This is a genomic window from Methanobacteriaceae archaeon, from assembly GCA_013403005.1.
Lineage (GTDB): Archaea > Methanobacteriota > Methanobacteria > Methanobacteriales > Methanobacteriaceae > Methanobacterium.
The window spans coordinates 247,588-268,719 of record JACBOA010000001.1 but is presented as its reverse complement, the minus strand read 5'-3'; the positions used below and the strand labels follow the sequence as shown (position 1 = coordinate 268,719).

18 protein-coding genes and 1 pseudogene are annotated in these 21,132 nt (G+C 36.4%); 10 read left to right on the top strand and 9 right to left on the bottom strand.

All coding sequences use genetic code 11. The features are described from left to right. Positions 1 to 43: 43 nt before the first annotated feature. Together HVN35_01310 and HVN35_01305 are read right to left on the bottom strand one after the other, a co-directional pair. On the bottom strand, positions 44 to 508 hold the full coding sequence (locus tag HVN35_01310) for a DUF2124 domain-containing protein (protein ID NYB51190.1): 465 nt from the start codon (positions 506 to 508) through the stop codon (positions 44 to 46). Between the two features lie 123 nt (positions 509 to 631). Next, positions 632 to 772 (bottom strand): hypothetical protein, encoded by a 141-nt coding sequence (locus HVN35_01305; GenBank protein NYB51189.1) that lies wholly within the window; start codon positions 770 to 772, stop codon positions 632 to 634. Positions 773 to 935: 163 nt separating this feature from the next. On the opposite strand from HVN35_01305, the gene HVN35_01300 reads away from it, so the two are divergent. From HVN35_01300 to HVN35_01285, 4 genes are all read left to right on the top strand, one after another. Then, positions 936 to 1,505, top strand: coding sequence for a GMP synthase subunit A (locus tag HVN35_01300; GenBank protein NYB51188.1), 570 nt, complete (start codon positions 936 to 938; stop codon positions 1,503 to 1,505). A 132-nt stretch (positions 1,506 to 1,637) separates the two neighbouring features. Next, entirely contained in the window at positions 1,638 to 2,564 is a 927-nt protein-coding gene (gene guaA, locus HVN35_01295; GenBank protein NYB51187.1) for a glutamine-hydrolyzing GMP synthase subunit GuaA, read from the top strand. 636 nt (positions 2,565 to 3,200) lie between these two features. Next, positions 3,201 to 4,901: a PAS domain S-box protein gene (locus HVN35_01290; protein NYB51186.1), complete on the top strand. Its 1,701-nt coding sequence runs from the start codon at positions 3,201 to 3,203 to the stop codon at positions 4,899 to 4,901. Positions 4,902 to 5,013: 112 nt separating this feature from the next. After that, the gene (locus tag HVN35_01285) at positions 5,014 to 5,685 is read left to right on the top strand and encodes a class I SAM-dependent methyltransferase (GenBank protein ID NYB51185.1); all 672 of its coding nucleotides are present in this window, start codon (positions 5,014 to 5,016) and stop codon (positions 5,683 to 5,685) included. 244 nt (positions 5,686 to 5,929) lie between these two features. Here the strand turns inward: HVN35_01285 and HVN35_01280 are convergent, their stop codons facing one another. Beyond that, on the bottom strand, positions 5,930 to 6,598 hold the full coding sequence (locus HVN35_01280; protein NYB51184.1) for an HAD family phosphatase: 669 nt from the start codon (positions 6,596 to 6,598) through the stop codon (positions 5,930 to 5,932). A gap of 246 nt (positions 6,599 to 6,844) precedes the next feature. Here HVN35_01280 and msrB point away from each other — a divergent pair, with 246 nt between their 5' ends. The 4 genes from msrB to HVN35_01260 all read left to right on the top strand — a co-directional run bounded on the left by msrB (position 6,845) and on the right by HVN35_01260 (position 11,625). Continuing rightward, positions 6,845 to 7,306: a peptide-methionine (R)-S-oxide reductase MsrB gene (gene msrB / locus HVN35_01275; GenBank protein ID NYB51183.1), complete on the top strand. Its 462-nt coding sequence runs from the start codon at positions 6,845 to 6,847 to the stop codon at positions 7,304 to 7,306. 165 nt (positions 7,307 to 7,471) lie between these two features. Next, positions 7,472 to 8,635 carry a hypothetical protein gene (locus tag HVN35_01270; GenBank protein NYB51182.1) on the top strand — a complete coding sequence of 388 codons (1,164 nt, stop codon included), beginning with the start codon at positions 7,472 to 7,474 and terminating at the stop codon, positions 8,633 to 8,635. Between the two features lie 317 nt (positions 8,636 to 8,952). Next, the gene (locus HVN35_01265) at positions 8,953 to 9,924 is read left to right on the top strand and encodes a DegT/DnrJ/EryC1/StrS aminotransferase family protein (GenBank protein ID NYB51181.1); all 972 of its coding nucleotides are present in this window, start codon (positions 8,953 to 8,955) and stop codon (positions 9,922 to 9,924) included. 234 nt (positions 9,925 to 10,158) lie between these two features. After that, complete coding sequence (locus tag HVN35_01260) at positions 10,159 to 11,625, top strand: HEAT repeat domain-containing protein (GenBank protein ID NYB51180.1); 1,467 nt, start codon at positions 10,159 to 10,161, stop codon at positions 11,623 to 11,625. Positions 11,626 to 11,663: 38 nt separating this feature from the next. Here the strand turns inward: HVN35_01260 and HVN35_01255 are convergent, their stop codons facing one another. The 5 genes from HVN35_01255 to HVN35_01235 form a co-directional block, all read right to left on the bottom strand. After that, positions 11,664 to 12,197, bottom strand: coding sequence for a hypothetical protein (locus HVN35_01255; GenBank protein NYB51179.1), 534 nt, complete (start codon positions 12,195 to 12,197; stop codon positions 11,664 to 11,666). 173 nt (positions 12,198 to 12,370) lie between these two features. Then, complete coding sequence (locus HVN35_01250) at positions 12,371 to 13,858, bottom strand: 2-isopropylmalate synthase (GenBank protein ID NYB51178.1); 1,488 nt, start codon at positions 13,856 to 13,858, stop codon at positions 12,371 to 12,373. A 208-nt stretch (positions 13,859 to 14,066) separates the two neighbouring features. Beyond that, positions 14,067 to 15,101: a TIGR01177 family methyltransferase gene (locus HVN35_01245; GenBank protein NYB51177.1), complete on the bottom strand. Its 1,035-nt coding sequence runs from the start codon at positions 15,099 to 15,101 to the stop codon at positions 14,067 to 14,069. After that, entirely contained in the window at positions 15,092 to 16,270 is a 1,179-nt protein-coding gene (locus tag HVN35_01240) for an NAD(P)/FAD-dependent oxidoreductase (protein NYB51176.1), read from the bottom strand. Before HVN35_01240 ends, HVN35_01245 begins: the two co-directional genes overlap by 10 nt. Before the next feature lie 120 nt (positions 16,271 to 16,390). Then, positions 16,391 to 17,005 carry a PH domain-containing protein gene (locus HVN35_01235; protein ID NYB51175.1) on the bottom strand — a complete coding sequence of 205 codons (615 nt, stop codon included), beginning with the start codon at positions 17,003 to 17,005 and terminating at the stop codon, positions 16,391 to 16,393. A gap of 211 nt (positions 17,006 to 17,216) precedes the next feature. Between HVN35_01235 and HVN35_01230 the strand changes: the two genes are divergently transcribed. After that, on the top strand, positions 17,217 to 17,945 hold the full coding sequence (locus HVN35_01230; GenBank protein ID NYB51174.1) for a UPF0280 family protein: 729 nt from the start codon (positions 17,217 to 17,219) through the stop codon (positions 17,943 to 17,945). 87 nt (positions 17,946 to 18,032) lie between these two features. Here the strand turns inward: HVN35_01230 and HVN35_01225 are convergent, their stop codons facing one another. Continuing rightward, positions 18,033 to 19,265 (bottom strand): molybdopterin molybdenumtransferase MoeA, encoded by a 1,233-nt coding sequence (locus tag HVN35_01225; protein ID NYB51173.1) that lies wholly within the window; start codon positions 19,263 to 19,265, stop codon positions 18,033 to 18,035. An 809-nt stretch (positions 19,266 to 20,074) separates the two neighbouring features. Between HVN35_01225 and HVN35_01220 the strand changes: the two are divergent. Then, positions 20,075 to 21,093: pseudogene (locus tag HVN35_01220) on the top strand (IS630 family transposase). The last annotated feature ends 39 nt before the right edge of the window (positions 21,094 to 21,132 follow it).

The following is a 21,132-nucleotide window of genomic DNA, read 5'->3' as shown; positions in this document are numbered from 1 at the left end:
CATTTTAATCATTAAATCTGTATTTTTATCTGTTACTTTTTTATCATCTTTTTGTATAAATTTCACCATTTAACGTACCGTTAATAATACAGTCGAAGTCTATTAACTCATCCCAACCTGCTTTTTGGAACATGTTCATGTAACAGAGTCCTATGATCTTGCCCGGTGGTTTTAGAATATCATCTAAGAGTTTTAAAACATCAGCAATATCCACCTGGTATTGGGGCATGGAAAGCCCCCCTAATAATGCCACCACACTTGAACAGGGATCCGCCTTTTTGGTAAACTGCATCCCCAGATCTGTGGATTCAATTTTGCGAGCAGTTTCTTTATCTGTCCGGGCCATGAAAACAGATTCTCTGTCACGTATTACATAAGCAAATAATTCAGCAAAAGGACTGCACACTCCAGGAATGCCTGCAAATGTAACCTTCTCTGCATCACCCACTTCTCTTTTGAATAATTTTAAATTCCCAGTTAAACCATGAAATTTTTCTGTTTCAATCACATTATCATCCCCTAAATCTTTAAAAATAACAATTTTTTGTTGATAAAAAAGGAATATAACCTTTCTAGACAGTGTGTTCTCTAAATTAATTAATTTTTAAATGGAATGTATTTTTCCTGTTTCTCAGGATCCCTTCAAAAATACATATATGATGTAGGCTATTACCAGAATAATTATAACTGGAAGTAACCATATAAAAACATAGAAGAAAACCACTGCCAGCACCAGGGCCACCAGTATGAGTAAAATGTCTCTTAGTTCCATATTTTTCTGTATAACCATTTTAACATAAAAATATTTCCATAAGAAAGATTTATAGATAAACATGGCCATTTACTAAATTAAATAAGCACCATCCACATTTATATTAAATTTAACTGATTAAAAGTATAGAATTCAAAAGATAAAATCAAGGAGATTGCCTATAATGATATTAGTGGTTAACAATCACGGACAGTATAATCACCGCATCCACCGTACCCTTCACTACCTTAAAATACATTCTGAACTGGTGCCCAACACCACTGCACTTTCTGAAATTGAAGAAAAGGAACCTCTGGGCCTTATACTGGGAGGTGGACCTTCAGTTGAGAGATCTGGTAACAGCTTAGAATATGTTAAAAAACTGGATTATCCCATTTTAGGAATATGTCTCGGTCATCAGATTATAGCCCAGGCCTATGGTGGTGAGATAGGATCAGCAGGTTCAGAAAGTTATGCTCAGATCCAGATTAACATCACTGATGAAAATGATATATTCAAGGGACTGGGCCCCCAGTTAGATGTGTGGGCCTCCCATAAGGATGAAGTAAGCAAACTACCCCCTAAATTTGAAATTCTCGCATCATCATCCATATGTGAAATTGAAGCCATGAAACACCCGGAAAAACCTTTATATGGAATACAATTTCATCCAGAGGTTTACCACACCCCCCAAGGACCCAAGGTTTTTGAGAATTTTTATGAAGTTTGTAAAAAATATCATAAAGGTGATTAAGATTCCACCGGGATTACTTGAGGGAATATCTGCCCATTTTTTAAATCCTAGAAGGAACCCCCAGTAGAATCTAATGATTAACTAAATATAAAAAAAAATTGAATGAATGAAAATCATTGCAGGTTGATAAAAATGTTAGATCCGTCTTCTTTTATTAAAGAATCAATAGAGACCATAAAAAACACCATAGGGGATAAAAAAGCTATAATCGCCCTATCTGGTGGTGTTGATAGCTCAGTAGCTTCAGTACTAGTTTCAAAGGCTATTGGAGAGAATTTAACTGCGGTTTTTGTAGATCATGGGCTTTTAAGAGAAGGAGAGGCTGATTACGTCCAAAAAACCTTTCAAAACCGGTTGAATCTGAAATATATTGATGCTAGTGAAGAATTCCTGGGGAGACTGGATGGTGTGGAAGATCCTGAGGAGAAAAGGAAGATCATTGGAGAAGTTTTCATCCGGGTTTTCGAAAGGGAAGCTGAAAAGGTCGGTGCTGAATTTCTGGTGCAGGGCACCATTGCTCCTGACTGGATAGAAAGCCATGGAGATATAAAATCACACCATAACGTGGCACTGCCCCATGGTATGGTTTTAGAAGTTGTGGAACCAATTAGAGAGCTTTACAAGGATGAAGTGAGGGTTATAGGAGCTGAAATGGGCTTGCCTGAGGAGATGGTGAAAAGACAACCTTATCCTGGTCCGGGTCTGGCAGTGCGCATTGCCGGAGTGATCACCCCTGAAAAGATTGAGATCTGCCGCAAAGCCAATGCCATTGTAGAGGAAGAAGTGCAAAAAGAGGGACTTGATAAAACTTTATGGCAATATTTCGCTGTTTTAACCGACACCAAGGTCACTGGAGTCAAGGGAGATATTCGGGACTATGGATACCTGGTTGTACTTCGAATGGTAGAATCATTGGATGCTATGACTGCAGATGTTCCAGAATTGCCCTGGGAAATGGTTAAAACTATCTCCAGGAGGATAACTGCAGAAATTCCCGAAGTAACTCATGTTTCTCTTTCTGTGAGTGATAAACCTCCCAGTACCATTGAACTGGCCTGATACTTCATAAAATTTTATGAAATTTTTTATAAGATTAATCCTGCCAGAAATGGTAAAACAATGTTTGTTTTTTGTATTACGGCTTTAAAGCAATATTTTTTAGAGAATACAATATTACAACCCACAATCCACTTTTTATGTAATGTGATTGAAAGCACATATCTTTTTGTCTTATTTATAATCATGTGAATGCATGATAATAACATTCATTGGCAATGATTTGATGAACGATCATTGATACACCCATTCTATTTGACTGATTAAAGGAAATTAAACAAAAAATAATGGATTGAAATTGACACTTTGTAGATTTTTTTAAAAGAAAAAAATAGTTCCATACTTAGGTAAAAAAACTAATTATAATCTTAGGTAGTTAAAGGTAAAGGCATCTAAAATTGGATATTGAACCATCTGAGGTAGTAAGAGGTGAATGAAGCTTTGAACCTTCTATTGATCTGAAATAAAATCCATTTATAAATTTTTTATGTGAATTTCATCTTTAAAACGGTTTGAACTTTAAACATCCTCTGCTACGGCTTTAAATGATAGTTGATTTGGAGTGGATAATTTCCATTAATTATAATATCCTCATAACACAAATTATTATAGGGGTTTGGTTTATCCATTCAGAGTTGGATGGCTATGAAGGATGAAAAAAAATCTAAACAAGAGTTAATTGATGAAATAAAAAAATATAGAGATTTATACTCTGAGTTAGAAGGCCACATGGCTGATTTTAATTTGCTTAAACCTGAGAATAAACCCTTTCAGGATGCTTTAAAATTTTTATATCCTCTAATTATGGATTTATTGAGACTGGATACAGAATCGGAAATATACGATTTTGTGATGGATAAACTTCAGGAAATAGTTAAAGACGCTTATATAATCATATCAACCTATGATAAAGAGACTGAGAGTTTTAAGATTCATGATATATCTGGAATGACTCCTAGAATGATTGCAATGGCTGAGAAGTTAACTGGTCTTGAAATAAATAATTTTCATTTTCCCGGGGATAACATTGATTCTGAGTCAAAGAATTTCTTATCCAGTGGTAAACTGCAAAAGATAGATGATGGGATTTACTATATCACCGCTGGAAAATTATCTAGAAAAACCTGCCAAATGATTGAGAAAGCCTTTGGTATTGGTGATGTTTATGTAATGGGTTTTTCACTTAAAGGGGAGATGTTTGGAAGCGTGAATATAGTTACACAGAAGAAAAGCAAACCCCTGAACATAACCACCATTGAAACTATTCTAAACATTGCTTCGGTTGTTCTGCAGCGTAAAATAGCTGAAAGAGAATTAGTCGAGCGTGAAAAACTTTTAAGTCTGGTCACAGATAACATGCTTAACGTGGTTGGTCAGATAGACAAAGATGGAACCTTCCAATATATCAGCCCATCCATAAAAACTGTACTGGGATATAATCCGGGAGAAATTTTAGGAGAGAGTGTCTACAAGTTCATTAATTTAACTCACCCTGATGATCAAATTAAGGTTAGTTCTTCCTTCTTGGAAGCTACTGTTTCATATTCCCCTGGAGATGTGCAGCATCGATTCAGACGTGCCGATGGAAGTTATATATGGGTTGAATCTTTGGGAAACCCCCTGTTTGATGAGGATAATCAATATATGGGGGTGGTATTCAGCATGACTGATATTGATTCTTTGAAGAATGCTGAAGAAAAATTTAAATCTTCCCTGGAAGAAAAAGAACTGCTTTTACGTGAGCTCCATCATAGGGTTAAAAACAATATGCAAATCATATCCAGCCTCCTGAGCCTTCAAAGTCAGCATATTAAAGATGAGAGGGATTTGAAGATCTTCGAAAGCAGCCAGAATCGGGTGAAAACCATGGCCCTTATTCATGAGGAACTCTACAGTTCCCAGGATTTGAAACATATCAGTCTGGCAGAATATATCCGAAACCTTACCAAAGAGCTTTTAACCTCACTAATTAGCAATCCCAGTAGAATCGAACTTAAAGTTGATGTGGAAGATGTGGATATGGAAATAGATACTGCCATACCACTGGGACTTCTTATTAATGAGCTGGTAGCCAATTCTCTGAATTATGCCTTTCCAGACGACCAGGAAGGTCAGATTATCGTTGACCTGCACCAAAATGAGGATAAATTTATTTTAACTGTGAGTGATAATGGAGTTGGAATACCCGAAGATATCGATTTTAAAAAAGCAGAAACTTTAGGATTTCAATTGATAAATAACCTGATGTATCAACTTGATGGTGAGATTGAATTGTGTGAGGGTGAAGGAACAACTTTCAAGATAAAATTCCAGGAATTGAATTACAAAAAAAGGTTTTAATATCCTTGTTATTAAAAATAAAAAAATCACCTTCTCATCAGATATATCTAAAGATTATTGATTACTAATTTAATTTTATTAGTTTAATTTTAAAACCTACTTAGTGAGCTTTATGTCAGGAAAACCAGAATTTCACCTAAAACAGCAATCAAAATACTGGGATGAACTAGCAGAGGTTAAAGATTTTCCCACCCCATTTAATATGTTGGATTTCCAAAAAAATGTCCCCAAAAGTAGTAAAATACTTGATGTGGGTTGTGGTTATGGTAGGACCCTTAATGAACTGTATAACCAGGGATATGAAAATTTAACCGGCGTGGATTTCTCCTCAAAAATGATAGAAAGAGGCTTGAGAATGCATCCTTATCTGAATCTTCTAAAAAATGATGGAGATGTCTTGCCCTTTCGAGAAAGTGCCTTTGATTCGGTTATTCTGATTGGTGTGCTTACCAGTAATGTACTAACCACTAAACAGGAAGAGTTAATTTCGGAAATATCTCGAGTTCTGAAAGAGGGAGGGATTTTATACCTTAGCGATTTTCTCTTAAATAATGATGCAAGAAATCTGAAGCGTTACCAGAAATACAAAGATAAATACGGTACCTATGGAGTTTTTGAACTTCCAGAAGGATTGGTCTTAAGACATCACAGCATAGAACATATTAAAAATTTAACCAAAGATTTTCATAAGATAATATTAAAAAAAACTGTTTACAAAACCATGAATGGCAATAAATCCAATGGTTTTTATTACATAGGGAAAAAACTCCGAAATCTAGAATAAAATATTGATATACATGATTTGAATCAAATCAACCCATTATCAATAAACTGTATGAACTTGAATAAAAACCCTGAATAAAAAAGAATTAACCTTATATTAACCTAAAAAATTTGGTCCTCAAAAATTAAACTAGAGGATTAAATTATAATGATGATTTCATTTAATGAATATGAATATGAATGATCCTTTATATAAAAAATTAAAAAAATAGACGATTTTTATTAAAAACACTCATTAACACTCCTCACAGATTTGATCCCTCTAAAAATTGTTTTACCTCCAGAAGGTTTTGGAAGTGTTTTACTGCTTTTCCATCAAAGTCTTCCAAGACCCTGGAATCAGAAACGAGCACCGGCATCATGTTGGCTTTTAAAGCTGCTATTATACCCTTCTTCGAGTCTTCTAGTACTAAACACTCCTCATTTTTAGAGTTCAGTTTTCTAGCGGCTGCTAAAAATATGTCTGGGTGGGGTTTGCCTTTGGAAACATCTTCTCCACAGATTATAACATCAAATTCTTGTCTAATACCCGCTGCTTCTAGGTAAAATTCAGTTCTTTCCCTTTCAGTGGAAGTGGCCACTGCTTTAAACACTGGCTTGTCAACTAGGTATTCCAGTAGTTCATAGAGACCCTTTTTTAGGGGGACACCATTTTTTTCAATGTAATCCCGAAGATAGGCTAATCTTAAATCCCTCATTTGATGGTAAGGAAAATCATCACCTAAATATTTTTTAAATACCCTTTCTGCACCCTGAATGTCTAAACCTGTGGATTCAAGAACAATTTGTTTTTTGATCTTAATTCCCGCAGTTTCACCTGCTTTAATCCATGTTTCTACATTTAATCTTTCTGTATCAAACATTAATCCATCCATGTCAAAGATTATAAGAGAAATTTTATTATTTATACCCATTTTTACCCCAATAGACCTTGTATAAGTTTATCATCATTTATTTTATTAATTACACTTATTAATTATTTTAATCATGAATATTTTTAATATGGGCCTAGTTTGAGTCTTAAAACCCTAATATTTATTTTGTTGTCTTGAATCCGTATCCATCTATTTTAAGCCTTAAAAGTTACATAATAATAAATAGTAATTAAAAATTACAATAGTGCCCTTAAAAGTTTTTAAAACAATACTTTGGTGTTTTTTATGGTTTACAAGCATGGAGATGATGATCTTATTCCCATCTATTTCACCAGTTCTGATGAGGTTAAACTTGTTGAACGGGTTGTTAAATCTGATGAAGAGTGGGAAAAGATTTTAAGTCCTGAACAGTTTAATGTTGCCCGGAAAAAAGGAACCGAACTTGCTTTTACTGGTAAATATCATGATTGCCATGAAGAAGGGATTTATCAGTGCGTTTGCTGTGGTACTGATCTTTTCAGTTCCCAGACAAAGTTCGATTCTGGTACTGGTTGGCCCAGTTTCTACGCTCCAGTGGCAGAAGAGAATATTATAACCAAAACTGACCGTAGTTTATTCATGATCCGTACTGAGGTGCTTTGCGCCCGATGCCATGCACATCTGGGGCATGTATTTGATGATGGGCCTCCCCCCACTGGTTTGCGTTACTGTATGAATTCAGCTTCCCTTAAGCTGGTGAGAAAATAATGAGATTACTCAGGAACTAATTAACATAATAACAAGGATTTATAATCATCTTCCAAGAGAGAAATTATTTAATTCTATTTACCAGCAAGTTTCTAGAAATTGATGATGGTATTAGTTCCCATCCTTGTGTAAACTATTTTATTCTGGCATTATAAATTAGATATTATGATGGGTAAGAAAACTTACCTTAAAAAGCTGACTTCTAAGTTTCAGATACCTTCAGTTGAGGTGGGTAAAGAGTTAGAGGGAAGCACACCCCCCTCGGTTTTTATAGGTAGCTGGAACTATCCCAAGGTCTATGCAGGCCCTATGATATCCCCGGTAGCTGGAGACACTACTATAATGGACACCCCTGAAGCATGGATACCTGGAGATAAAAGCCAGGAGGAGATTATTTCTTATCGCATGAGTCTTGTTCGGGGGAAAAATATGCTGGGAGTCACTGATCTGGATAATAGGATGGTGGAGAAACTTCAGGAGATCTCCCTGGCTTCGAGTTCCATTGACAGTGAAGCTCAGTTCTGGAAAGAACCTCGAGGAGTTTCATTCAGCGAATATCAGGCACCTCATGGTCCCAGTGCTATTCTGGAGAAGTTTGAAATTGACAATGTCCGCTGGGACCGGGAACTGGAGAAAGTATATTATGACACAGATCTCAGGGCCAGGGACGCGCTGATGGATTTGCACAGTAAAGATGTCCCCTTTTCTCACATGCAAAAAGCTTTTTCCGTTGGAACCATGGGTGTGGAGAAACGACGACGTTTGGTGCCTACCAGATGGTCTATAACTGCCTGTGACAGCACCATAGCCAATCAATTACTGAGAGAAGTTAAACATTACGATCTGCTGGACATCCACCGGGTTTATGAATTCCAGAGTCTGGAGAATTATTATGCAGTTCTCCTACTACCCACTCCCTGGCAGTACGAATGGATGGAAGCATTCCTGGAAGTTTTAGGAAAAGAAAAACTGATATTCTCTGATTATGAACATTACCAGGGTAAAAAAGAATATTCCAGGGTGGGGGGATGTTATTATACCTGTAAAATGGCTGTTCTTGAATCATTAGCTCTTCAAAAACTTCAATCTGGAGTTATAGTTTTCAGGGAGGCTTATTCTGGATATGTGCCTCTGGGTGTGTTTAATGTTAGGGAAAACGTTAGAAATGCTATGAAACAGCCCTACCTTGAATTTGAAGATATGAAATCTGCCCTTTCCTATATTGACAGCAAATTGAAGCTTTCAGTTGATAGTTTCATTAAAAAAAGCGACTTGCTGCAAGATATTCTCCGTTCCAGACAGACTACCCTTGATTCCTACTTCAAATGAATAAAAAGCCTCACTAAATAGTAGCCTTACTATACTTGACTATTAAAAAAAGAAATCCATTGCTTTAATATCTGTTTAGATGCTCTTAAAAATTAAAACACCTTAAAGCCTTTCCTTAATAACTTAATAAAGTACTTAATAAATTAAAACTCATCCTATACTTCATTCCAGCTTAAAAAATTAGAACCTTTAATTTGATTTGTTTATAAACTAAAATGGTAAATAAAACTGTGTATCATACTTAATTATGGAATTCAATTTACATTTCAATATAACCCATTTCTATATAACCCTACTCTCTTAAAAGAAGTGATTAGATGGAACTTTTCTTTAAAAAACCTTCAAGAGATGCGAGAGAAGCCATGTGCCAAGCTTCTCTAGAAATCGAAAACCAAAAAAAAGGTAATGAATACAGGAAAGCTGCTGAAGATGTTTTAAGAAAGGTTACTGGTCACAGCCACGCCCGGATGCTTTGTAGTGGTAATGCGGCTATTATGGCGGCCATGAGTATTATGAAAGGACCGGTTATGCTTCCGGATCAGGGCGGTTGGAGTGGATTTATTAAGATGGCCGAATTTTTTGGTCTTGAAATAGTGTATGTTCCCACCAGGATGGGAGTTATTGATCTCAGGATCCTTGAAGACTATATAATATCAAAAAATCCGGAATCCCTTTTTATTACTAGTTTTGCAGGTTATATGGCAGAACAACCAGTCCGGGAGATTTATGAGCTTTGTGATTCCAATAATGTGACCTTGGTTGAGGATGCTTCCGGGGCAGTGGGTGACCGGGATAAAAATCTGGCCTGGGGTGAGAACTCCCATATAATGGTGGCTTCAACTGGAGCTCCTAAAATGGTTAATTTAGGCAATGGTGGCTTTATTTCCACAGACAAACCTGAATTTTTCAATCGCGCCCATTATATCCTTAAAACATTAAAATGCAGTCCGGTTACCTGTGCTGGACTGGTGGAAGAAATTAAAAAAACCCCTGAAAATCTTCATAGAACTATTGCCGCTTGCCAATTCCTGAAAAAGAGAATTCCATCCAGTTTACATCAGGATAAATCTGGAATAAATGTGGTGATTCCAGTTCAAAACCCCAAATCCACGGCAAATTCACTCCGCAATCTTATCACAGTAAATGGTGGTGGTATGATCACTACCTGTCCCCGTTATGATCGAGTTAATGATTCTGCAGTTTGCCTAGAAATAAAAAACCTGGATATTCGCTGTTTAGACAAAGATAAACTAAAGTTTATATCAGAAATTGTTGAAAACCTAATATAAAAAAATTAAAGTTTGCGAATCAGTTCAAAAAGCTAGATCTAATTTATAGGATTAAAAAAATCCTTTCCTCGGAGGATATAGTTAATAAATAAAACTTTTATTGGGAAACTATATTCCTTTATTTCGACAATATTGGAATATATGGTCACATCCTTTGATTATACAAATTGATGATAAAATTGGTACAATTAAATTCCTAGAACCCCTTGGAACGTTAACGGGTAGAGGATATAAATGCGTAAATTAGTAATCACTCCGGAAGATGTGAGTAAATTTAAAGAAGAGTTCAATGAAGAAAAACTTCTAATGGCTCTCTTCTACCAGGAGGACAGTATGGTCCGGTACTCTGCAGCGGAAGCTCTGGGAGATTTGGAGGCTAAATTTGCGGTGGATGCGCTGATTGAAGCACTGGTAGATGAAGATGAAACTGTTCGTCAGATGGTAGTTTACGCCCTGGGAGAAATTGGAGATAAAAAAGCTGCTGAACCTATCATAGAAAGTATAGAATATGAAAATAGAGATTTTAAGGAAATAGCTATCTTTGCATTGGGAGAAATTGGAGGTAAACAGGCTACAGAGTACCTGATATGGATTTTAGAATGGGATGAGGAAGATGATATGAGGTGGAGAGCATCAGACGCTCTGGGGAAAGTGGGAAGTGTTGATGCTGTTTTGCCCCTTATCGCAGCCCTTCAAGATGACAACAAGGAAGTGCGTCACTCTGCTGCAGATGCACTGGGAGAGATTGATGACCAAAGATCAGTCCCTCCCCTTTTGCAGGCTTTGCAAGATGAAAGCTGGCAGGTTCGCAAATGCAGCTTAAATGCCCTGGCAAAACTTAATAAAATACCGCTTAATGTGTTAAATGCCTTATTGAAAGATGAAGATCCTCATGTAAGGGAAAAGGCAGTTCAGATAATTGGGAAGCTGGGAAATTATAAATTCATACCGGCCATTAAACCTTTACTGAATGATAAAGACCCTGACGTTCGTAAAACTGCATCTGATGTTTTGAAAAAACTGAAAAGTAGAAAAACAAGAATGAGACATCTGAAGAAATCTGATAAAATCTCTAAACATAGGCAAAGTCATATCGAAGAAGTGATTGAAAAGTTCGGGCCTGAAGAAGCAGTTGGAGTATTGATTGATGCCCTTAAAGAAGATGATCCTGATCTTAAACATCGAGCAGCCGAAGTTCTGGGAGAGATTAAAGATCCCCGTGCAATTCCCTTTCTCATCAAAGCCTTGAAGGATGAAAATCCCAGTGTCCAGTGGAGAGCTTCTGAAGCTCTGGAGAAGATTAAAGAACCTGCAGTTTTACCCCTGATTGATGCAATCCAATCTGATGATCCCAATGTCCGTAGTAGAGTTGTCTGGGCTCTGGGAGAAATTGGAGATCCCAGGGCAATCGAACCACTCATCGGGAATTTGAAAGATGATAATGCAGGTGTTCGATGGAAAACTGTACTTGCACTGGTCAAATTTGGTGAAAAAGCTGTTAAACCACTTAAAAATGCTTTAAAAAATGAAAATCCACTTATCAGGAAAAAAGCATCAGAAGCACTTGGAGAGATAGGTTCAACAACTGCTCTGGATTCTTTGAAAGCTTTACTGAAGGATGAAGACGCCTATGTCCGTCATGGGGCAGAAGAAGCTATAAAAAGAATAGAAAAGAAAAATTTAGTAAAAAAGGAATTGTGAATGGGAAAAATCCCGATCCATCTACAAGTAATTTATAATTAGATTTCAAGACTTAATAGAGCTGTTCTTTCTATCATAACCCTTTCAATATTCCCTGCAGCAGCTATTTCCTTATCATTGACCTTATAAATGTTTTTTAAAGTATTAATATTAGTATCAACTTCAAAGACTTCTTCATGGTTTTTTCCCAGAATCTCCATTATTTGAGAAAGAACCTGATTATCACCGTTGATTACCAGTACATATACTGAGTTTTCTCCTTTCTTAATACCCAGAATCTGTAAAGCCCTGGATATTTGCCTCTGAAAAGATGCACGGACACATATTTCCAATCCCAGGTCTTTTGAAATATTTTCACCCCTATCAAATGCTTTCAGGGCCTGGTATATTGCCTGTAATAAATGTTTTTCACCAGCTATTCCCTGTGCATTTATTATCTGGATGGTGCAATTCCCATTATTGCAACGTGAACTTACATCCTGGATCATGTTGATGGTTTTATTCGGGTCATTTATTTCTGTAATAAAACTTGCCATTTGAATCTTATTACCCAAAATCTGATATTCCTTCATTATTTCAACCTATAACATATCCATATTTGTCAGATTCTTAATTACTAATTGAGACTTCATTCAATAGAATTAAAAAGATAATTTACCTCAAAGGTTACCTCAAAAGCCCCATAAAGTCGTTGAAGGCTTCATAAAGTTAAATACTCCATAAAGTCCTTTAATGCCCATAGTTTTTAATGTTTTCCAAGCTCCTTATCACTGAGTACTTTGTTAATACCGCCGAGGAAAGCCTCTACACTGGCGTTTATAATATCGGGTTGGGTGCTTCTGGCACTCACTATTTTACCATCATGTTTGAGTTTAACCACCACATCTATAAGGGCGTCTGTTCCACCGGTTATGGCATCCACGTGATATTCTTCAAATTCAATTTCTGCCACGTCTTCGATGGTTTTTTTGATGGCTACAATAGCAGCGTCAACCGGACCCACACCCACACCTGCCTCTAATTTTTCAACATCCCCTATTTTAAGCTTCACAGATGCAGTGGGTGTTACCTTGTTACCTGAAACAATGGTAAGTTCTTCCAGCTCCACGGGTTTCTCAGCCATTACTCCTAAAACATCCTCTGCTATGGCCTGTAAATCCACGTCGGTGACGCATTTTCCCATATCTCCCAGTGATTTGATCCGGTTGAATATTTGTGAGAATTTTTCATCATCAACTCTGAAACCCATTTCATCAATTCTTTGTTTGATTATGTGGGAGCCTACATGTTTTCCCATGACAAATCGACGCCTGTGCCCCACAAGTTCTGGTGTGATGGGTTCGTATGTTTCAGCTTTCTTCATAACTCCATCTGCATGTATACCTGACTCATGAGCAAAGGCGTTTTCACCTACAATGGCCTTGTTGGGCTGTAGGTACATTCCAGTTATCCTGGCCACCATCTTAGAAACTTCATAGAGCATTTGAATGTTTACATCGGTCTTAACATCGTATAAAGAGTATAATGAAACTACCAATTCTTCTAAGGAAGCATTACCTGCTCTTTCACCTATTCCGTTAATGGTGACGTGGGCCTGAGTTGCTCCGGCCCGGATTCCTGAAAGGGAGTTGGCCACAGCCAGTCCAAAGTCATTGTGACAGTGCACACTCAAGGGAACTTTCAGTTCTGCCAGTTGACTGTAAAATTCAAATGAACGCTCCGGTGTTAGCATCCCCACCGTGTCGCAGGCACATATGCGCTTAGCCCCGGCATCAACACCTGCCTGGAAAATATCTTTCAAGTATCCCATATCACTGCGGGTGGAGTCTTCTGCAGATATTTCCACTAGAAGTCCATGGTCCACAGCGTATTGAGTGGACTCAACAGCCATGGCTTTCACTTCTTCCCGGGATTTGCGTAATTTGTGTTCCAGGTGCAGGTCTGATGTGGGAACTACCAGATGAATGCTGTCAACATTACATTCAATAGCTGCATCTATATCCACCTGAACTGCCCGGGTGAAACTGCATATCTCCGCAGAAAGGCCTTCGGAGGTTACTTTTTTAATACCTTCCCTTTCCCCTACAGATGTAATGGCGGAACCTGCTTCAATAACATTTACTCCTAATTCGTCCAGCTTTCTGGCTATTAAAAGTTTTTCATCCGGGGTTAAGGATATTCCCGGTGTTTGTTCTCCGTCACGAAGCGTGGTATCGAATATTCGGGCTTTCATTGGATTCACCATGTATAAATTTTCAATCAATACGATTTTATCCCCATAGATGTTCACATATAAGTGAATTTTTATTAAAATTGTGTAATCAATTTATATAATCATAAAATCTTGGTTTGAATTAGGATTTGCAAACCCCTCAAGTAACAGGGGAGTAAATCAGAGTTTTTAAAAGAGCAGCCTTATTAAAAAGTTTGAAAATGCTCAGTTAAATTTTTTCCAGTACTGATACAACCCTAGTTAAACTCTTATGCATTCTAATGTGGTGCTGTTCTATTATTTTAAATTTTGTACCTGCCAGCACCTCATCTAGATCAAGGTAATGAGGAGTTGCCAGACACATTAAACCATTATCAACTATTAATTCCTGTAAAGCAACCATTGATTTTTGGTATAGGTTTTCACTTTTCTCTCCACAGGTAGATGCAGATATGCCGTAAGGAGGGTCTGTTACGATAGAATTAACTTTATGGGGAAGTTCTAGTTCACGGGCATCTTTCTGGAAAACCTGAAAATCATGAATCCCACAATGCTCAAGGTTCTCCCTGGTGCCTTTAACCATCTTATAGTCAATATCTGTTCCTATGACCCGGGCTCCGATAATTCCGGCCTCTATAAGTATGCCACCAGTTCCGCAGAATGGATCCAGAACTGTTTCTCCCTGCTGAATGCGGGTTAAATTAACCATACACCTGGCAAGCTTGGGACTCATTGATCCAGGATAGAAAAAAGGCCTTTTGTGGGGTTTGAAATTGTAGAAATGTTTTTTAGATATTTCAGCAATTCTAGGACCGATTAATACTCTTTTTTCTGAAAGCAAAATTCTAATAAAAATTGAAGGATCTTCCAGATTAACCTTGACTTTTTCCCCAACTCTTCCATTAATTATTCCCCCTATTTCCCATTCAAGCTTTGAAGTATTAAAATTAGACTTTTTATCCATCTTTTTAACTCTTACGGAGTAATCAGAATTGATAATCTCGTTCCAGGGATAATCTTTTGCTTTGCTCGTGAATTCCTCTTCATCAGCCTCCATTAGAACCTGGAATACTTCATGGGTATAGGAAAGTCTTGTTATAATTTTCTTGAGATGGTCTGAATTTTCTTCTTTTAAATCTAAAATTAGCAGTCCTTCTTTCTCTGCTTTTATCCGGTAATCAATCCCCTCACACTGGAGTACTGCTACCACTTCCGCCAGGGGCAGGGTGGGATGTTCCTTGGATAATATCAGGGCTATTTCCATAGGATGGATATCCCCCGGGACAACATTTTAGGTAGAATAGAAAAGAGAATGCCTCTTTTAAACATTTCTTTAACCAATGTGGATTGGGTGTCCATATCCCCATACTGCGATATAATATCCTCTGCACCTTCTTCTTTGAGCTTACTGAACATGAATTCCAGATCAGAATCAGTAAGGGATCTAAAAACCTTGTGAACCATTAATTGTACTTTTAACTCTTTTTTGAATTGATCATTGCATTTTCTAGGATAATCTTTAAGTAATTTAATGTCTTCATCTTCTAGAGCTTTTGAAGCAACCTTGGAAGCTATTTCAGCACATTTAAAGCCCATTATTAGACCTCCACCAGTGGTTGGCTTGATCTGGGATGCAGCATCACCCATTAAAATAACCCTATCCTTTACTAGCTGCTTTCTCGGGTTGTGCTTTGGAATAACCCCATAATATTTCTTTAAGATGGTTGCTCCTTTAAGTTGAGTCTTTTTATTAATTGATTCATTGATATACTGGGTTAATTGTTGGTAGTTTGCATCGGCGAAAAGCCCTACCCTGGCTGTGGATTCAGATAAAGGTATGGTCCAAAAAAAGCCCGGAGAAATTTTTGAATCAACATAAAGATCTACATAATTTTTATCAAACCTTTTTTCTTTGAAATCAACAAGGTATTGTGCTGCCCGGAATGATTCAGGGGGAGGATTGAAGGTTCTAGATACTACTGAAGAATGTCCATCAGCTCCTACTATTAAATCAGCAGATATTTTAGTTTTTTCATTATCTTTAACCGTTATGATACCTTTAGTCGGATCTATTTTCTCCACTTTATGTTTTAAAAATAGATTTGCACCGGAATTTTCTGCTAATTCTGCCAGAAATTTATCATATCCCACCCTGTCCAGGACGTATGCTTCTGGCTTTTTTTTACTGACAAATAGCACATTATCTTCAGGTGAATGTAAGAATGCTCCTTTAACAGAATTAATTATAAATTCATCCGGTAGAATATTTACTTTTTTTATTTGTTTACCCAGAAGGCCTGCGCATTGTAATGGTACGCCAATCTCCTTCTTTTTCTCTATCATGGCAACTTCAAACCCTTTTTGCGCCATATATCTGGCGAATGTTGAACCCACTGGCCCAGCACCGACTACTGCCACGTCATAGTTTTTCATGCCCATGTCTATATATTCCTTTTAATTCAGTTTTTGAATAAGTTAGATAAAAATTAAAATAATGAGGAAACTTTAATCTCCCTAAAATATGTACTTGATTCTATTTTCATATTCGCCGGATTATCTTTTAAACTTTTGGTCATATTCTTCAATAATTGTTTTTCGGTGGGTTTTATTGCGCTTGGTACGATCCTGGGAGGTATAAAAACCTTCTTCACCTACCATAATACGGTCAATCATGTCTTCCACTTCTCTGGGGTTGGGGATGTCCTCTAAGACTATGTTGGTGTGCTCATGACCACCATAAATCTCTATATTCCCTGCAGAAAATATTCGATCCATAATTCCCTGATAAATATCAATATCCTGAATCTTAGCATAGTGGATGTAGGATCTCTTTCTTCTGAGGATACCCTGTTGAATGATTACCCTCTGATTGGTGAGCTGATATTTCTTCCTCCTCCAGGAGATTAAATCAAAGATTATGGATAATATCAATATCAGAATAATCAAGAGTAAAAAATAGAATGTGGCTTGAACGACAGGTAACTGTGTCATCTGCATTACATATTCCTGTAAAGATATTGAAAATGACATTATCATCCGGAAATAGTAGAATATCAGCAGTAAAAAAATTAATTTGAGAATGGTTGATTTGAGGTTGGCTAAAAATCGGGGCCGGGTTTCAAATATTAGCCTCTCCCCATGATTTGAATTGTTTTTTCTGTTAAACATTTAATATACCACCGTTAATTTCCAAAAACTATGATTAATTGTAACTATTTTAGTGAGTAAGAAATTTAAGGGAATAAGTTTGAAAATGGACTTTGCCTGGTTAAACTATAATGAAACATTGGCTTGGAAAGTATTTGAATATGAACTTTACATGATATGACTGGTAATCTATTAATAGTTTATCAACTGCATTAACCATATTCCTTTAGTGATGATAAAAAAGAGGATTCTGATCCATGAAACCAGCATTATGCTTAAATCCGATATTGAACCCTACCATCTCCCTAATTTTATTTTAAAACAACGCCAGGATTTAAAAAATTATATCAGAAGAAATAAAGAGTTTCAAACTAGTTTGGAGCCTGTTAAAATAATTGAAGCTCCCCTTATCGTGGAATTGATGGCAAAAGCTGCCAACATAGCTGGTGTGGGTCCTATGGCTGCAGTGGCTGGGACCATCTCCCAACTATCTATGAATTATCTGTTAAAGCAAGGTGCTAAACATGTTATTGTAGATAACGGAGGCGATATAGCTCTTAAGACTGATAAAAATGTGATTATAGGACTGTATGCTGGTGAATCATCTCTTTCAGGAAAAATTGGTTTTAGAATCAAACAGAAAAACACACCAGCCGGTATTTGCACCTCCTCAGGAACCGTGGGGCACTCCATAAGCTTTGGACGGGCAGATTCTGTTACCGTTTTTGCAGATGAAGCTAGCATTGCTGATGCTCTGGCAACAGCCATAGCAAACCATGCCACCGGGGAGAAGGATGAAGAATTGGTGGAAAATTCTCTAGCTAAATCCGATGAATTGAGAGAACACTTCAGAGGAGTAATGGTAATAGCTGGAGAAAATGCCGGTACAATTGGGAAGATTCCCAAAATGGTAGAAACAGATAAAAAGATGGTTTTAGGGGACCTTTTTGATGTATACTAGCATTAATACTGTAAAATAATAAAAATAATATAAATATTAATAGGATAAAAATTATTTTAATAATTTGATTATAATTGGATTGTGAAATTAAAATCCAGATAAAGGCATAACCTTGATTTTTTCATCTTTTTCAATGATTTCTACATTCTTGGGAACTTCAAAATAACCATCAGCTTCAGCAAGGGCGGTGATGGCACCAGAATCTTTTAATATTGGATGAGCAACATTTCCCTGGATCTTCACCAGGACCAGCTGGCTTCTTCCCCTTGCAGAGTGATATCTGCGAGATATATTAAGTGAAAAACCCTCTTTTTCATGGGAGTCTTGAGGAATCCCTGCAATCTTCTTTAAAAACGGAGCTACAAAACCCTGAAACACCATTAAAGCAGCAACAGGATATCCTGGAAGGCCGAATAAAATTAAATTAGTATTTTCTCGAGGTATGGTGCCAATTAAGGTTGGTTTACCTGGTTTTGTGGAAATTCCATGAACTAGAACATCCCCCATATCATCCACCACCCTACGCAGAACATCACCCGCTCCAGCAGATGTCCCCCCAGATGTTATTATCACATCAGCATGTTTAAATTCATCTATTTTATTTTTAATAGAATTATAATCATCTTTAACAATTTCAGATGTTAATGGGGTGCAACCACATGATTTTACGGCGCTGGAAATAGATTGTGAATTAGTATCATATAATTGACCGTATTGAATATCATCACCAGGGTTAATAAGCTCATTACCTGTAGAAATAACCGCAACTGTGGGTTTTCTGAATACTGGGACTTCTGACAAACCAATTGCACTTAAAACTCCAATTTTATCCGGAGTGAGTAGGGTGCCCTTTGATAAGAGCAGTTTTCCTTTTTCCATGTCAGAACCTCTGGCCGTGGTATTGGCTCCAGGGGTAACTGCCTCAAATATCTGAACATCTCCTCCCTTAATATCGGTGAATTCAACCATAACCACAGAATCAGAACCTTCTGGCATGGGTGCTCCGGTTCCAATCTCGCTACAAGTGCCTTCATCCACTTTTTTTAATGGAACATCTCCTGCTTGAACTTTTTCAATTAACTTTAAAGTCAGAGGATTATCCTCCGAAGCTCCAAAGGTGTCCTGGGCACGTACTGCATAGCCATCCATAGCTGCACGTTCAAAGGGAGGGAGATCTATTGTGGCATAGACATCTTCAGCTAAAACTCGCCTGTAAACATCACTTAGATTAATTTTTTCTACCTTTTCCTGAACTTTAAATGAATCCACAATTTCTTTAACTTCATCTGGATCCATCAAATTTAGAAATGTCTTCCCCATGAATACGCCTCAGTTCTAGTTGCGCTGTAATGCTGATTTTACCTGGCTACTAAATGCTACTAAATAATATTATTCAATTTTGATATTCACCAACATTAAAAAAGATTAAAATGAAATATTGATTGAATCGGTACCAAGCTAATGATATAAAAAGTTAAAAAAGATATAAATCCATCTGATAAAAATTGAATTTGTAATTTTATATTAATTTTAAAATCATTAACTTATAAGTGGATTTATAATCCTATTACAATCTTAGAGTGTTGGTTAAATCCACCAGAAATTGGACAATTAAATTAGTGTTTTACTCCTCTGCCTCGTTTGCTTCCAGGTTTCTTATGCTTTGCTTTAGTTCTTCTCTTGGTTCCTTTAATTTTTGCCATGTTATTCAACTCTTTATTCACTAATTTTAAATGAATTAAATTAAATGCTGGAAATATATGCCGGAAAAAATATTTGCTGAACTTTTTTATACAAAAAGTATCTAATCCATCACTAATTTATCCAAAAAGGCTTGAAATGATCTTTACTCTAATATCAATGAGTTAGATCATTTCAAAGAGTGATCAGAAAATTTTTTAAAATTTTTTCAGATTTTTTTTATTTTGATCACCATTTACTATCTTGAATATATTTTTAATTTTACTTTATATACGTTGCCCATTCACTATAATTTACTTAAAAACGATTGTTGATAATTTTTTTTCTTAAATAATTCTCCAGTTTTCTTTCATTAAAATAAGTTTTCATTTAATTTAAATTTATATTTAAATACTAAACTTTTTATATTGATTTATATAATTTATATCATGTCAAAGTGGGATCGTATTGAGATTAAGCGCCATATGTCGGCTGAAGAGCTTAATGAAAGAATTAAAACTTTGGAAAAAGACGTGAAAGTTTTAAACAGATTGCATTTCATTCGAAATCGATACATGGGTGATTCAGTCGAACTCGCAGCCTCTAAATCAGGAGCAACTAAGCGCGTGGGGTACATTTGGCAAGAGAGATGGAACGAAGAAGGATACGAAGGATTAAAACCAAAATATGGTGGTGGAAGACCAGGTCAACTCAGTGAGAAAAATAAAGCTGAATTGAAAGAAAAATTAAGTAAAAGAGATGATTGGACAACAAAAGAAGTTAAAAAACTCATAAAAGAAGAATTTGGCCCAGAGTTCTCAGAAAAACATGTGAGAACCATTTTACGAGATCTTGGAATGAAATTCGGTAGGCCTTATCCAAAGATTACAGAAGGACCTCCAGATGCTGAAGAACAGTTAAAAAAAACTTAAAAGAGCCTCTTAGTAAATAACCCCTTATTATTATTGGATTTTTAAATGAATCTTCACCTCAAATATACATCTAATACTCAAAAACTATGGTCAATTACCAAACCCACCATCACTAAAAATACCACAAAATTACGAGCCAACACATTTGGATTATGCTATAAAAGGAAATAGCGCTATTGATTTCAAAGAAAACTCACGAAAAGAAAATTTAGTAGAATTTTTAGAACTTATAAGGACTGTGAACCCGTTTGGAAGGATACTATATTATCCTTGATAATTTCAGATCACACCATGCTAAATTAACCACTGAAACAGCAGAAAAACTAGAAATAGACTTGGTATTCTTACCACCATACTCACCAGACCTTAATCCCATAGAATTCATCTGGAAAACAGTAAAAAGACACTTATCACCACTATTCATAGAAACTCAAGAACAATTAAGAGATATCATAGAAAAATACTTTAAAAAGAACTCAGAATCACTAACATTCGCCAGCGCATGGATAAAAAAATTCTTAAAAAGAGTACAATAAAATAGGTATTTACTACAATATTTACTGGACAAATAACAC